The organism is Streptomyces olivaceoviridis, assembly GCF_014650115.1.
In the GTDB taxonomy this organism is placed as follows: domain Bacteria; phylum Actinomycetota; class Actinomycetes; order Streptomycetales; family Streptomycetaceae; genus Streptomyces; species Streptomyces olivaceoviridis.
This window is the reverse complement of record NZ_BMUI01000005.1, coordinates 208780-222547: the sequence shown is the minus strand read 5'-3', so window position 1 is coordinate 222547 and position 13768 is coordinate 208780. Positions and strand designations below refer to the sequence as shown.

Annotated in this window: 10 protein-coding genes; 3 read left to right on the top strand and 7 right to left on the bottom strand. The window is 71.3% G+C overall.

Annotated elements, in window-relative coordinates:
- Nucleotides 1-154: 154 nt before the first annotated feature.
- The gene (locus tag IE273_RS12280) at nucleotides 155-922 is read right to left on the bottom strand and encodes a hypothetical protein (RefSeq protein ID WP_189815162.1); all 768 of its coding nucleotides are present in this window, start codon (nucleotides 920-922) and stop codon (nucleotides 155-157) included.
- A 172-nt stretch (nucleotides 923-1094) separates the two neighbouring features.
- Between IE273_RS12280 and IE273_RS12275 the strand changes: the two genes are divergently transcribed.
- Nucleotides 1095-2099, top strand: a complete 1005-nt coding sequence (locus tag IE273_RS12275) for a helix-turn-helix transcriptional regulator (RefSeq protein ID WP_189815161.1) — start codon at nucleotides 1095-1097, stop codon at nucleotides 2097-2099.
- Nucleotides 2100-2287: 188 nt separating this feature from the next.
- On the opposite strand, the gene IE273_RS12270 is transcribed toward IE273_RS12275, so the two are convergent.
- From IE273_RS12270 to IE273_RS12255, 4 genes are all read right to left on the bottom strand, one after another.
- Nucleotides 2288-6118 (bottom strand): S8 family peptidase, encoded by a 3831-nt coding sequence (locus IE273_RS12270; RefSeq protein WP_229887188.1) that lies wholly within the window; start codon nucleotides 6116-6118, stop codon nucleotides 2288-2290.
- 163 nt (nucleotides 6119-6281) lie between these two features.
- The gene (locus IE273_RS12265) at nucleotides 6282-6554 is read right to left on the bottom strand and encodes a DUF6510 family protein (protein WP_014670476.1); all 273 of its coding nucleotides are present in this window, start codon (nucleotides 6552-6554) and stop codon (nucleotides 6282-6284) included.
- Between the two features lie 29 nt (nucleotides 6555-6583).
- Entirely contained in the window at nucleotides 6584-7306 is a 723-nt protein-coding gene (locus IE273_RS12260; protein ID WP_189815160.1) for a ferredoxin reductase, read from the bottom strand.
- A 2-nt stretch (nucleotides 7307-7308) separates the two neighbouring features.
- Nucleotides 7309-7914, bottom strand: coding sequence for a sulfite oxidase-like oxidoreductase (locus IE273_RS12255; RefSeq protein ID WP_229887187.1), 606 nt, complete (start codon nucleotides 7912-7914; stop codon nucleotides 7309-7311).
- Between the two features lie 227 nt (nucleotides 7915-8141).
- On the opposite strand from IE273_RS12255, the gene IE273_RS12250 reads away from it, so the two are divergent.
- Nucleotides 8142-9128 (top strand): AraC-like ligand-binding domain-containing protein, encoded by a 987-nt coding sequence (locus IE273_RS12250; protein ID WP_189815159.1) that lies wholly within the window; start codon nucleotides 8142-8144, stop codon nucleotides 9126-9128.
- Between the two features lie 1055 nt (nucleotides 9129-10183).
- Complete coding sequence (locus tag IE273_RS12245) at nucleotides 10184-11536, top strand: M28 family peptidase (protein ID WP_189815158.1); 1353 nt, start codon at nucleotides 10184-10186, stop codon at nucleotides 11534-11536.
- 140 nt (nucleotides 11537-11676) lie between these two features.
- Here the strand turns inward: IE273_RS12245 and IE273_RS12240 are convergent, their stop codons facing one another.
- A complete protein-coding gene (locus IE273_RS12240; protein ID WP_229887186.1) occupies nucleotides 11677-12945 on the bottom strand; it encodes an MFS transporter in 1269 nt (422 codons plus the stop codon).
- A gap of 57 nt (nucleotides 12946-13002) precedes the next feature.
- A complete protein-coding gene (locus IE273_RS12235) occupies nucleotides 13003-13761 on the bottom strand; it encodes a thioesterase II family protein (protein WP_229887185.1) in 759 nt (252 codons plus the stop codon).
- Nucleotides 13762-13768 lie beyond the last annotated feature (7 nt).

The window sequence follows — 13768 nt, the reverse complement described above, 5'->3', positions numbered from 1 at the left end:
CCTCCAGCCACGCCGCATCCGGTACCGGTGGAACGTCGTCGCTCTGCACCGTATGGCCCCAAGGACTGCGCATCGTTCGATCCGTGCCGGCCCCAGCCAACCGCACGGCCGACCGGCGAACGGCAGGGCGGCCCACCGAGCCCTGTCGTTCGGATCATCCCGGCGTCGCGGGGCGAGGCGTGGGCGAGGCGTCGGTGAGGGACGTCCAGTGCCGGACCGTCTCCTGGTGGGAGCCGGTCGCCGTGCCCGCGGTCACCGCCTCCGCGTCGGCGACGCGGCACGGCACCCCCGCACGGGTCAGCAGCACGAGCGGCCACTCGGGGCCCGCGCCGGCTCCCGCTCCGTCGAAGGCGGTCCAGTCCCACGGCCCGCCGAACCGCCAGGCCCGCCCCGCGGCGTCGGCGACCTCGTCGCCCGGCCGGAGAAACGCGTACGGCCGCATCAACAGCTCGAAGGAGAACGGGATACCGTCGCCCGGCTGAAGGGTGTACCCCGAACCATCGAGGTGGCTCTCGTCCGGGAACTCCCGATGGGACAGCCCCCGGCGCAGCACGCTCACGGTCAGCCGGGGGCGCGGTAGCCAGCCCGTCTCCAGGGGCGGGTCGTGGTGGTCGACGGCGGTGACGTGAACCACGGTCGGCGGCACTCCGACCCGGCAGATGTCTCCCGCCTTCAGGTGCTCGGGCGGCGGGTCGGTCCGGAACAACTCCGACTCCGTCTCAGGGCCCGCGTACCCGCCGGTGTCCACCCCCAGGGCGACGACCCCGTTCCAGTGGAAGAACGCGCTGCCGGTGTCGACGCGCCACCATGGCCACCGCACCGACACGTGTCCCCAGGCAAGGCCCCGTTCGACTCTGGCCGGTGTGAAGGCGCAGGCCACCGACAGTACGTCACCGACCCGGAAGTCCCCCTCGTGCGCCATGGGCCCAGGCTGGTACCGGCACCGCTCGCGGTCCCCACGGGGCCCCGCCACGGCCTCGGACCGGTCACGGCCCGGCACCCCGCCGGTTCACCCCGTACGTGCTCCACGCGCCGCCCCGGCACCCCCATGTACGATCTTCAACCGTTGGATTCCGAGATTCCGGGAGGCGTCCGTGGCGCTGGAGGTGGCTGGCGTCCCGCCCGAGGAGGAATCCCTCTACCAGATGCTCGTGACGTCCGGTCGGGCCACCAGCGAGGACATCGCCCAGCGGGCCGGCCTGACCGACGCGGAGACCGGGCGGATCCTGGACTCACTCGTCGCCAAGGGCCTCGCCACCCATACGGACGGCACACCCCGGGTGTTCCGTCCCGCTCCGCCGGAGGTGGCACTGCTGCCCCGGCTGAAGCGCAGCGCCGACGCGCTGGACGTGGCCCGGTTCGAGGCCGCACGGCTCATCGAGTCCTACCGGGAGACGATGCGCAGGCATGACGCCGGCCAGTTGCTGGAGGTGATCACCGGGGCGGAGGCCCTGCGCCAGCAGCTCCGGCAGATCCAGTCGAGCGCGCGCCACGAGATGCTGTGGTTCTGCAAGGCCCAGTACGTGGCCATGCCGTCGGGCACCAACGCCGAGGAGTTCGAGGCGCTGGCCCGGGGCGTGCGCTACCGAGTGCTGTACGAGAAGGCGTTCTTCGACGACGAGGGTGCCTTGGAGAACGTCGTGGCGGGTGTACGGGCCGGCGAGGTGGCTCGTGCCGTACCGCACCTGCCGCTGCGCCTGGCCATCGCCGACCGCTCCGTCGCCGTCTTCCCCCTCGTGGCCGGTGGGCCGCACGGCAGCCCGGAAGAGCCGACCACGGCGCTGGTCAGGGACAGCAACCTGCTCGCGGCCCTCCTCGCCCTGTTCGACCGCTACTGGGAGGACGCCGTCCCCCTGGACATCGACGGCACCGGCACGCTCGCCGGGACCGACGGGGCCGGTCCGGGCGACTCGCTCTCGGCCACCGACCGCAAGCTGTTGTCGCTGCTCGTGGCGGGGGTCGCCGACAAGGCGATCGCCTCGCAGATGGGGCTGAGCCGCCGGACGGTCCAGCGCCGCATCCAAGGCATGATGGAGCGCGCCGGCGCGGTGACCCGTATGCAACTGGCCTGGCAGGCGTCGCGACGCGGCTGGCTGTGAACGGGCCCGCCCGGAGGTCCAGGACACCGGTACGCGCCCCATGGGCCCGCCGTTCACAGGCGGGCGCCGATCGCTGCCACGGTGAAGTCGTCCCGCCCCTGCACCGGCGCGGCGGGTGCCAGGCCCACCATGGGCATGGCACCCGCCGCGCCGACTGACCGCACGAGCGGGTCAGCCGCGTCCGCGCGTCACGCCGTACCGCGGTGCAGGTACGCCCGCTCCACGGTCTGGCGCACGCTGTCGCCGGCGGAGTCCGTGGCGGTCACGCGGAGTGTCACGTAAGCGTCACCGCGTCCCTTCGACGGCCGCTCCACGGTGGCCGTGAACTGCCGGCCGTCGCCGTGCCGTTCGGTGCGCGCCGTGGTCCAGGTCTTCCCGTCGTCGTACGACGCCTCGGCCTTCAGGCGCACGCCGCGCGGGGCGGCCATGCCGTCCTGCATGCGGACGGTGAGGCCCAGTCGATGTGCGCGTGCCCGGCTCACGGCACCCTGCGCGTCGACCGGTACGTCGTAGTCGAGCTGGAGCAGCGGCAGCGGGGCGGCATCGGCCGTGGTGTCCGAGCGGAACGTCCACGAGGTGCGCGTGCGCACGCCGAGGTGCCAGTCGTCCGAGACACGGGCGGTCGTCAGGTCCAGCCGGTACCGGGCATCACCCGGGGCCACTTCGAAACTGCCCCACGCTCCGTCGTCGGAGACCGCGGTCTGCTCGCCGTTCCGGTACAGCACCGCCGATGCGACGTCGTCGGCGGCGGTCGCCCGGCCGACGCCGAAGCCACTCGTCTCCGCGAACGACCAGTGGCCGGCGTCGGAATCGGTGAACTCCGGGACGTACACGGTCAGGGTGTCGCCGTTGCGGACCGACGGCCGGGTCCAGCCGCGGGGGATGGAGGGGCGGACCGGCGCTCCGAACCACCGCTCCGTGACGTGCCGGCCGGGACGGTAGGTACGCGGCGCGTTCCGCATGCCGGCCGCCAGCGGCAGGTCGGGGACGTCGACGACGTCGTGGTGCACGACGTGGTTCCACAGGGTGTCCCCGCCGGTCACGTACTCGACGCGTTCCCGGCCCACCGGGACGTAGCGGCTGTACTGGTTCCACGCGGTCTCTTGGTACGGCCGCCACCCGAAACGCTGCTCGCTGGCCCACAGCGCGGCACCGGTGCGGGTGTACGTGCTGCGCACCACGGCGCTCTCCCGCTCCGAGACGGTGTGCACGACCTGCTTGGGGACCAAGTCCTTCGACACCTGCATCACGTCGTACAGGTACGGGCTGCGCACCGTGCCGGAGAACGCCACCGTCGTGGTGCCCTTCTCGACGCGCTCCAGCAGGGCGGTGCCGTCCTTCCAGGAGGCCCGCATGCTGGGCAGAGCCGTCCGGTCACCGGTCGGCTGCCACCGGGTCCAGGCGCTGGCCTGCTCCTCGGGCCACACCATCAGCAGCGCCTTGGCCCCGGCCTTCGCGGCGGACCGGGCGAGTTCCGGCTCGGTGACGGAGAAGTCGTACCGTACGACGGCGAGTTTCCCGCGTGCGTGGCGGAAGTCGGGCGCCGACGACGTGCCCGCGTCCATGGCGGTCAGCCGTGCGCCGCGGTCCGGGAAGACGGAGGAGTCGGGCTCGTAGAACGGGACGAACTCCCGGGAGCCGCCGGAGACCTTCGCCCGCAGTTGCGGGGCAACCATCTGCCAGCGCGAGGAGAACTCGAAGGCGCCGTCGGTCACCCGGGAGGTCGGGCTGACGTAGAGGCGTGTGACGTCGTCGAAGTACATGACTCCCTGGACCAGTCCGTGACCGTCGATCCGGCGGTACACGGTGGTGCTGAGGATGCCGTGCTGCTCGGCCGGGCGTGGTGTGCGGATGTGCACCTGGGTGGCCTCGGCGGCGTTCAGTGTCACCGTCCGGTCCTTGGTGACCTTGACCTCGGGGGCGACGACGGTGCCCGCCTCGCCGCCGTGATCGGTCATGTCGGAGAAGGCCGAACTCACGTAGTACGTGCCCTCCTCCACGAGGGCGACGTGGGCCTGCCTGTCCGCGTAGTCCACGAATCCGTCAGGGCCCCAGATCATGGGCAGCCAGTCCGGCATCACCTTGCCGTCGCGGTCGCGGTAGAACACGGTCAGCCGGTGCCGCGGGGCGTGGACCGCGAGGGAGACGGTGGTGTGGGTGAGTACGGCGCCGTCCGCCGACTTCGCGGTGAGGTACCCGTAGTAGTTGCCGCGGACCGCGTTCCGGGCGTCGGTGCTCAGCGGCACCTCGGCCGTGGCGCCGGGGCCGAGCCGCACCGTGTCGGAGCCGAGGCCCACCACCCCGTCCGGCAGCGCGCGCCCGGATTCGGTGGCCAGGCCGAGGGCCAGGGAGAGCGTGACCGGGCGGTCGCCGGAGTTGGTGTAGCGAACGGTGGCCGCCTGCTGCCGCCCTCCCGAGCCGCCGGTGGTCAGCGGGGCGAGGGAGACGGAACCGCCGGCCCGGACAGGACCCATGGCCGTGGCCACGTCGATACGGCCGCCGCCCTGTTCGGTCACCTGGGTGTGGGGCACGGTGTGCGCGGTGCTGATCAGGGCGTCCTTGAGCTGCTGGGCGTCCCAGTCCGGGTGCCGCTGGGCCAGGAGCGCGGCGGCGCCGGCGACGTGCGGGGTGGCCATGGAGGTCCCCGACAGGGCGACGTAGTGCGCGTCGACCGGGTCGCCCAGCGTGGTGCCGGACGCGCGGGCGGCGATGATGCCGACTCCGGGGGCGGTCACGTCGGGCTTGACCGCGCCGTCGCCCAGGCGCGGGCCGCGGCTGGAGAACGGGGCGACGGAGTCGTCACGGTCGACGGCCCCCACGGTCAGCGCCGCGTCGGCCGCACCCGGCGAGCTGACACTGGACGGACCTGTCTCCCCCTCGTTGCCCGCCGCGACGACGAAGAGCGTGCCGCTGGACGCGGTCAGGGAGTCGACAGCCTGGCTGAGCGGATCGGTGCCGTCGGTCGGAGACCCCGACCCCAGGCTCATGTTGACGACCTTGGCGTGTTCGCGCGTCGCCCACTGCATGCCGTCGATGACGGCCGACTCGGTGCCGTAGCCGTCGTCGCCCAGGACCTTGCCGATGAGGAGGTCGGCCCGGGGCGCCACGCCCCGACGGGTCCCGCCCGACGCGGCGCCGCTGCCGCCGACGATCGAGGCGACGTGCGTGCCGTGCCCAAAGTGGTCGTCCGTGTTGGCACTGTTGGAGAAGTCCACGGCTTCCGTGATGCGGCCGGCGAGATCGGGATGGCTCGCGTCGACACCCGTGTCGAGCACGGCCACCTTGACGCCCTGGCCCTCGTCACCCGCCTTCCAGGCGGTGGGGGCGTTGATCTGCGCGGTGCTGCGGTCCAGCACGGCCTTCACCCTGCCGTCCAGCGACACCCGGGGGGTCAGCGCGGCACGGGCGACACCGGCTTCGCCGCCGGGGTTCAACGTCTTCCAGAAGGCCCCCAGTCGGCGGTCGGCGACCCGAAGCGACCGTGCGTGGATGCTCGGCAGGTTCCGGGAGGGGGTCCCCGGGGTGTTGAGCGCCACGAGCCGGTCGGCGGTGGCCGCCGCGGCCCGTGCCGCCTCGGCGGTGACCCTGGCCCCCTCCCGGGACGGCTCGGAGGAGACGATCAACGGCAGCGCGGAGGTGTGTGCCTCGTCGTAGCCCTGCGAGATCAGCGCGGTCACGTCGAACAGCCGGCGGTCCAGCGTGCCCGCGGACACCAAGCCCTCGGCGTCCCACGGGAGCACGGTCAGCGACTTGTCGTCCTCTTCGAGCGTCTCGAAGGGGATGTGCTCGCGACCGGGGCCGGGCCGCACCGACGCGGTGCGCCGTCCGCCGGGCAACGACGTCACGGTCACCTGGTCCCCGGTGATCAGCCGTACGGTCGTGGAGCGAGCCCCCGCCTCGGACGCGGGACGAGCGACGGTACCGCTGGTCGCCGTCCGCGCCACGGCGGTGGTGGGTACGACTCCAGCGAGCAGTATCAACCCTGTTGATATCACCGCCATGGGGCGGAACTTTGCCATCGGGGAAACACCTTTCGAACAGCCGTAGATCACAACTGTCCGAAATCATTTGGTGAGAAGGCCGGAGCTGTCACGGGCATGAGCTGTCACAGCTGCGACATGTCCCAACGGCGACACGCAGGAGCTTCTCGGGTGCGCGCGGCTGGTGCCGCCGCGTCGCCCCTCAGGCGGTGCGGAACCGGAAGGCGCCGCTCCCGCTGCCCAGGGTCAGCCAGATGTGATCCTCCTCCTTGACCAGGCGCAGCGCGACATAGGCGCATCCCGGGCAGCGAGCGGTCATCCCTGGTTCCGGGCCGTAGAGGTGCAGTTGCGCCAGAGTCCCGGACCGCCGGCAGTTCGGGCACCGCCACCAGGCCGTGGTGGGCTCCACGGAGAGGATCTCCGACAACGGACCGGCAAGACTGTTGCCGTCGAGGAAGGCGGCGGGGTCTGACATGAGAATCTCCCCTGTCCTGAGCAGAAGGGTCAGCCGAAGCGTTCGGTGCGGATGGTCGCGGGTTCCTTCCCCTGGCCGGCGAACAGTTCGACGAGCAGCTCGCCGACGGTCTCCACGAATCCGGTGGGACCGCAGACGTAGACGGGGCTCACCGGATCCAGGCGGGCCGTCGGCTCCCGCAGGTCCGCCGCCGTGATGCGGCCGGGCGCGCGGGAGGTGCCGGGCGGGGTCCGACGGGTGTGGATGAACCGGATGTCGAGGGACGGGCCGCCGTCGGCGAGTTCTTCCCGGTACCAGACGTCCTCGGGATCGCGCACGGAGTACACCAGTTGGAAGAGGCCGCGCGAGCCGGCCGAGCGGTGGGCGCGGATCATGGACATGAGCGGTACGACACCGGAACCGCCCGCCACCGAGAGCACCGGTTCGGTCCGCTCCGGGTGCCACACGAACCAGTTGCCGAGCGGTCCGCGCACCTCGACCTCCTCGCCCGGCGGCAGGTGGTCGGCCAGGTAGGGCGAGACCTCGCCGTCGGCCACGGCCTGCACGCCCAGTTCCAGCCGGTCGTCGTCGGCGGGCGCGGCCAGGGAGTAGCTGCGGACGGCCTGGTAGCCGTCGTCGGCCGTGAGACGCACGTCGACGTGCTGGCCGGGCAGGTGGCCGGGCCAGCCGGGCACGGTGAACACCAGGGTGCGGGCGGTCGCGCTCTGCGCGCGGCGCCCGACCAGCCGTGCCGGCAGCCAGGCGAGAGCCATGGTCAGTCGCCCCAGTGACGCTGCTCGCGCCAGGGGTCGCCGTAGTTGTGGTAACCGGCGGACTCCCAGAAGCCCGGGTCGTCCTCGTGCGCGAACCGCAGTCCGCGCACCCACTTCGCCGACTTCCAGAAGTACAGGTGCGGGACCAGCAGCCGCGCCGGCCCGCCGTGCTCGGGTGAGAGCGCGTAGCCGTCGTAGGTGTGGGCGATCCACGCCCTGCCGCCGAGAAGGTCGGCGAGCGGAAGGTTGGTGGTGTAGCCGCCGTAGCTGTCGGCCACCACGTGTGCCGCGGTCGTCTCCAGCCCTTCGAAGAAGGCGTCGAGTGACACCCCGCGCCAGCGCGTGTCGAACTTGGACCAGCGGGTGACGCAGTGGATGTCCGTCACCGTGTCCTGCTGGGGCAGGGCCATCATCTGGTCCCAGGTCCAGCTGCGCGTCTCGCCGAGCTCCGTGGTGACGGTGAACGACCAGTTCTCGGTCGGCACCCGCGGAGTGGGACCGGCCGACAGGACGGGGAACGACTCGGTCGGATACTGGCCGGGCGGCAGCCGCTCCGTCAACGCGCGGGGTCGCCCTCGGAAGCCGGGTGAGAAGGAAGTCAACGTCATCTCCTGCGCGATATGACCCGCCGCCGGAGGAGCAAGGGGGCTCTTCCTCCAGTCTCGGGCCACGGCGGGGGCTTGACCACTCGGGCCGGGGCCGGGCGGAACCGCTGGAAAAGCGGGGGCAGGGACATGACCCGCTCTTGGGTGGACATTCCAGCCATCACGGGTCAGGGTGGGCCCAATGCCGGCCGCAGCCTCCTGTTCACCGCACGACCTGTTGAGGAAGATCGATGCCCGTCATTGTGTCCACCGCGGAGCTGTCCGCCGCCGACCGGGTGGAGAGCTGGCACGAGGCGGTGACGAACACCTTCATGCCGCTCGGTGTCGATCTCCTTGAGGAGGAGCCGTCACCCGGCGACATCGTCAGCGACCGGCTCGGCGTCCTGCGGATCTCCCGTGTCCGGGCGGGGCCGCAAACGGTGACGCGGAGCAGCCGCCTGATAACCGGCGAGGATCAGGAATTCATCATCCTCACTCTCCAGGAGCGCGGTACCGCGATGAAAGAACAGGACGGGCGGCAATGCGTGGTCCGGCCCGGCCAGTTCTCCCTCTCGGATTCCTCCCGCGCGTTCAGGAAAACGCTCCACGAGCCCTTCGCTTTCACATCCTTCCATTTTCCTCGCGAAGTGCTTTCCGTGCGGCACGAGGACCTGCGGTCGCTGACCGCGACCACCTTCACCGGCAATGAGGGGAGTGCGGCCGTCCTGGCCCAGTACGTCGCGGGCCTGGCGCGCGTGGCGGCCGACGTCGACGACGCCGTCGGCCGCCGGCTCGCCGTCACCGCGCTGGATCTGCTGGCCCTGCTCGTCGACGAGCGCCGCGGCCGTCTGTCCCGGCCGCACTCGGCGACGGCCGCGGCCACGCTGGTGCGCGTCAAGGACCACATCATGAGGAACCTCGCCGACCCCGGCCTCTCCCCACGCACCATCGCCGCCGTTCACTTCATGTCGGTGCGCTACCTGCACAAGATCTTCGAGCAGGAGGGAACCACGGTGGCCGGATGGATCCGGGCGCAGCGCCTGGAGCGGTGCCGCCGTGACCTCCTGCGCCCCCGCGCACTGGAGACCGGAGTGGCGGTCATCGCGCGGCGGTGGGGCTTCGTGAGCGCCGCTCACTTCAGCCGTGCCTTCCGTGACGCCTACGGGATGACACCCCGCGAGTGGCTGGTGCACGGGCTGTCGGACGCACGGCGGCCAGCGGGAGACATGGCCGCCTGAGGTCCGCTCGGTGGCCCGAAGCAGGTTCGTGCGGCCCGGCGAACAGACAACCGGTTGCCGGTCGGCGGCGGTGGTGGATGCACTGCCCGGCATGGACACCCGGGGGCGCCGGCCACGGCGAGACGAGACGGCCGCGAATCACCAGGCATTGCGGCTCCGCGACGACCCTGCTCCTCCTGGTCGGCCACCCGGAGCCGGCGGTGCCGATCGTCGAGTCCGTCCGCCGCGACCGGCGCCTCTCCGGGATGACGATCGGCGCTCCGGCCGGGCAACCGGAGTCCGCCGGATGGGCGACGTCGCTGGGCGAGGACGGCGCCGGGATCCCGTTCCCGCGGTACCTGCCCGAGTGCCTGACCCCGCTGGGCGCACGCGTCGGGAGGGCCCTGCGCGAGCGGCCGGCCGAACCGCCCTCCTTCGTCGCCTTCGAGGGCTACGACACGGTCGTCGTCCTGGCCGATGTGCTGCGCTCTCTCCCGGCGCGGACCGGACGCGCACCGCCGAATCATCAGCGTGTGGCAGTGGGACGGGGCGCCCATCCAAGTCGTCGACCGGGACCCGGCGCACCCCGACCGCTTCCGTGTCCTCCGCACTGGTTGAAAAGCAGACAGCACCGCAGGGATCGAGCCAACCCCTTGTTCCTCAGGCGTTACTCACGTACCACAGGGTATGGTCCTAGCGCCCGATCTCGAACAATCGTACGGATGAACGTCGCGCTCGCGGCGAACGTGCCTATGTCTCGGGAAATCGGGCGGACAGTACGGGGGCGCAGGTACGGGGGTACAGGCACGGGGGTCCAGGCACGGGCGTGCACGGGGAAACGTCCCCGTGCGTCTTCTTCACGCCCCGAATCCCGCCGAACTCTCCTCCAGCCGCCTCTGCCGGGCCTCGGCCCCATTCCGAGGGCGGGGCATGCGACACGAAAAGGAGTCGACGGTTTCATGACGAGTTTTCCGCGACGGAATCGTTTACACATCCGGGCCCGGGCCTTTCTGGCCGCAGGGGCCGTTCTGCTTCTCGCGGGGTGGTCCCTCCCCGACCGGAGCGAGGTCTCAGACATGCCAGCGGACATCCTGGCCAAGAAGATGTCGCAGGCTGTGACCGGTGAGAAGGCCTGGCGTCACCTGGAGGCCATATCCGAGGCCACGGCGGCGAACGGCGGGCACCGGGCCGACGGCTCACCCGGGTACGACGCGTCGACGGAGTACCTGACCCGCACGCTGACCGCCGCCGGCTACCAGGTCAAGCGGCAGGAGTTCTCCTTCCTCGACTACGAGATCTTCTCGGAGAAGGCGTCGGTCACGGCGCCGAATCCCCGGACGCTGACGCCGATCATCGCGCGCTTCTCGATCTCCACGCCCGAAGGCGGACTGACGGCCCCCGTCGTGGTCCCGTCGGGCAAGTCCACCGGCTGTACGGCGAACGACTACGCCGGTCAGGACGTCAAGGGCAAGATCGTCCTGGTCGACGTCAACGACTGTTTCATCACCCAGAAGCAGATCACGGCGTCGGAGATGGGCGCGGTGGCCGTGCTCATGAACGTCAACGCTCCGAACCCCCAGCTGAACCTGCGCTACCGCATGGTGCCGCCGGAGGACGCCCGTATCCCGATCGCGACGCTGAACCGGGGTGAGGCCGAGCAGCTGAAAGCCGACATCGCGGCGGGGCCCGTCACCGTGAACGTCGATCTGCGGGGCCGGAACAAGATGACCAAGACCTACAACCTGCTGGCCGACACCCCGTCGGGCCGTGCGGACAACACCGTGGTCATGGGCGCGCACATCGACAGCGTGGACACCACCCCGGGCATGAACGACAACGCGGCCGCCTCCGCGATGCTGCTGGAGACGGCGGTGGAGATGGCGCCGTACTGGAAGCACGTCAAGAACCGGGTCCGCTTCGCGTGGTGGGCCGCCGAGGAGAAGGGGATCTCCGGCTCCCAGTACTACGTCGACCAGTTGAACGACGCGGACAGGAGCGGGACCGCCCTCTACCTCAACCTGGAGATGATCGGCTCCCCGAACTTCCTGCGGCAGGTCTACAACGGCCGGACCGCGGACGGTCCGGGCCCGGCGGGGTCGGACCGGATCTCCGGGCTCATCGGCGGATACTTCGCCGACCGGGGACTGCCGACCGCGGGACTGGTGCTGGACGGCCGGTCCGACCACTCGCCCTTCATCGCCGCCGGCATCCCGGCGGGCGGGGTCAACGCCGGCTCCGACGCGGTGAAGACTCCCGAGCAGGCCAAGGTGTTCGGCGGCACGGTGGGCGAGATGCTCGACCCCTGTTACCACCAGGCGTGCGACACGCTGGCCAACGTCAACAGGACCATCTTCGAGCAGAACGGCCGGGCCATGGCCTGGGCGGCCGGCCGCTTCGCCGTCGACACCTCGGACGTCAACGGCAAGTGAGGACGGGCGCGGCCCGGGGACGGCCACGGCGACCCGGCACGCCCCCAGGTGAATGACCGGACGGTCCGCCCGCGGCTGTACGCGGGCGGACCGTCAGGGTGCGACCACCGGTGTCGTGCCGGGGGCCCCGTCGGGGGCGGTCAGTGATCGTCCGCCGTCTCCGCCGCGGTCACCGTCTCGGGCACGGTCTCCTCATGGGTGACGAACCCCATCGTGCGCACCTCGCGCAGCGCCAGCAGGCCGAGGCTGCCGGCGCCGACCAGGACGGCCGCCACCACCAGAACGGCGGCGTTGCCGGTCGTGGCCGCGACCGGGGCGGCCAGGGCCAGGCCGAGCGGGCGCGCGGCGAAGGAGAGCAGCGCGTCGTAGGAGTCCGCACGGGCCAGGGTGTGCGGCTCGAACTGCTGCTGCATCACGGTCTGCCACACGGTGTTCAGGATGCCGAGACCCAGCATCGCCACGAAGTACGCCGCCGCGTTCACCGCGGTCGGAGCGGGCACCGCGAACGTGAGCAGCGGCAGGGCGAAGACGGCGCCGCCGAGCGAGGTCGCGACCAGCGGCCGTGGGATGGACAGCCTGGGCGCCAGATAGGCGCCGAGCAGCAGGCCGACCATGCCGCACTGATAGGTGACGACCCAGGAAGTGTCACCCCCCAGTTCACGGACCGCGATGAGCGGACCGAGCGTCATCAGCACACCCGCGGTCAGGTTGGAGATGCCGTGGCCGACGAGGTTGGTCCAGAACCAGCGGTGCGAACGGACCACCTGCCAGCCCTCGGCCAGGTCCTTGAGGAAGGTGCTGTGGCCGGCCGGGCGCTCGTGCCGGGTCACCTTCAGGCCGCCCAGGGTGGTGGCGGCGACGAGGAACAGCACCGCGGTCAGCACGAACGACCAGCCCACCCCGATGGTGACGACCATGACACCGACGATGCCGGGGCCGGCGACCAGCGCGATGCCCCGTGCGGTGCCGAGGTGGCTGTTGGCGCGGAGCCGGGCCTCCGGCGGAACCACGGCGGTCACCAGCGGCGACACCGTGGGAGTGCCGATGGCGACGGCGGCGCCGGTGATGACGGAGAGGACCGAGAGGTGGGCGATGTTCACGGTCCCGGCCAACAGCTCGATGCCGATGGCCAGTTGGACCAGGCCACGCACCAGGTCGGCGGCGAACGCCACCCGCTGGGGCGGCTGCCGGTCGGCCAGGACGCCGCCGATCGGCAGCAGCACCAGCTGCGGGATCAGTTCGCAGGCCAGCACCAGCCCGAGGTCGCCCGCCGAACCGGTCGAGTGGATGACGGCCAGGGTCAATGCGGTGGGAATGAGACAGGTGGCCAGCACGGACAGCGTCCGTCCGGTCAACAGGCGCCGGAATCCCGGGACACGGGTCAACGCGGTCGTAGGGGGAAGGGGCATGTGGTCAGAGTCCGCCGTTCACAGGGTGAGTTGAAGCCGTTGGGAGAGGTGACGTGCTCACCCGAACGGCTCTGCGGAGCACAGGCGCTCCGTCAGTGTGGTGAGGAGTTCGGAGGGAGCGTCGAGGAACGCGTGGTGGCCGCCCTCCAGAGTCGTCTCGGCGTACCGCCCGTCGTCCGCGTACGCGTGCCAGCCGCCCATCTGCTCCGGGCGGATCTCCTTGTCCTCGCTCCATCCGATCACGTGGACGGCGCAGGGCAGAAGTACCGGTTCGGTCAGGTGGTACCGCTGGTTGGCGGTGATGTCGGCCCGCAGGACACGCAGGCTCATCTGGATCATGTCCGGGCTGGGAGTACCTCCCATGGCCCTCGTCAACTCGGCCAGTTCGATGGCGAGTTCCGAGTTGGTGAGCTGGAGGAACCGCCCGAAGGGGCCGTCGTGCGGAGCGACCTGGGAGGAGATGAACAGCGTGTGCGGGGTGGGCAGCCCGGCGCGCGCCAGGTGCAGTGCGGTGGCGAACCCGGGCAAGGCGCCGCCGCAGTGGCCGAAGAAGGCGAAGGGCCGGTCGAGGTGCGGCAGCAGCGCCTCGGTGACCTGCTCGGCCAGTTCCTCGTAGGTGCCGTAGTGGGGCTCGCGGTAGCGGTTCTCGCGGCCCGGGGGCTGCACGCGGCAGATCTCCACCCCGTCCACCTGGTCGGGCCACTTGTTGTACATCGACGCGCCCAGGCCGGAGTACGGGAAGCAGAAGAGCCTCGCTCCGCTGTCCTGTTTCGGCGGACGCAGGAGCATCTTGTTCGGGCGGCTGCCGGGAGGCATGGACCAC

Excerpts from the sequence above, each read along its gene's own strand:
- IE273_RS12260 (WP_189815160.1), bottom strand. The coding sequence starts at position 7,306 with ATGGCTCTCGCCTGGCTGCCGGCACGGCTGGTCGGGCGCCGCGCGCAG.
- IE273_RS12235 (WP_229887185.1), bottom strand. The coding sequence starts at position 13,761 with ATGCCTCCCGGCAGCCGCCCGAACAAGATGCTCCTGCGTCCGCCGAAA.
- IE273_RS12280 (WP_189815162.1), bottom strand. The coding sequence starts at position 922 with ATGGCGCACGAGGGGGACTTCCGGGTCGGTGACGTACTGTCGGTGGCC.
- IE273_RS12265 (WP_014670476.1), bottom strand. The coding sequence starts at position 6,554 with ATGTCAGACCCCGCCGCCTTCCTCGACGGCAACAGTCTTGCCGGTCCG.
- IE273_RS12255 (WP_229887187.1), bottom strand. The coding sequence starts at position 7,914 with ATGACGTTGACTTCCTTCTCACCCGGCTTCCGAGGGCGACCCCGCGCG.
- IE273_RS12245 (WP_189815158.1), top strand. The coding sequence starts at position 10,184 with ATGCCAGCGGACATCCTGGCCAAGAAGATGTCGCAGGCTGTGACCGGT.
- IE273_RS12270 (WP_229887188.1), bottom strand. The coding sequence starts at position 6,118 with ATGGCAAAGTTCCGCCCCATGGCGGTGATATCAACAGGGTTGATACTG.
- IE273_RS12240 (WP_229887186.1), bottom strand. The coding sequence starts at position 12,945 with ATGCCCCTTCCCCCTACGACCGCGTTGACCCGTGTCCCGGGATTCCGG.
- IE273_RS12250 (WP_189815159.1), top strand. The coding sequence starts at position 8,142 with ATGCCCGTCATTGTGTCCACCGCGGAGCTGTCCGCCGCCGACCGGGTG.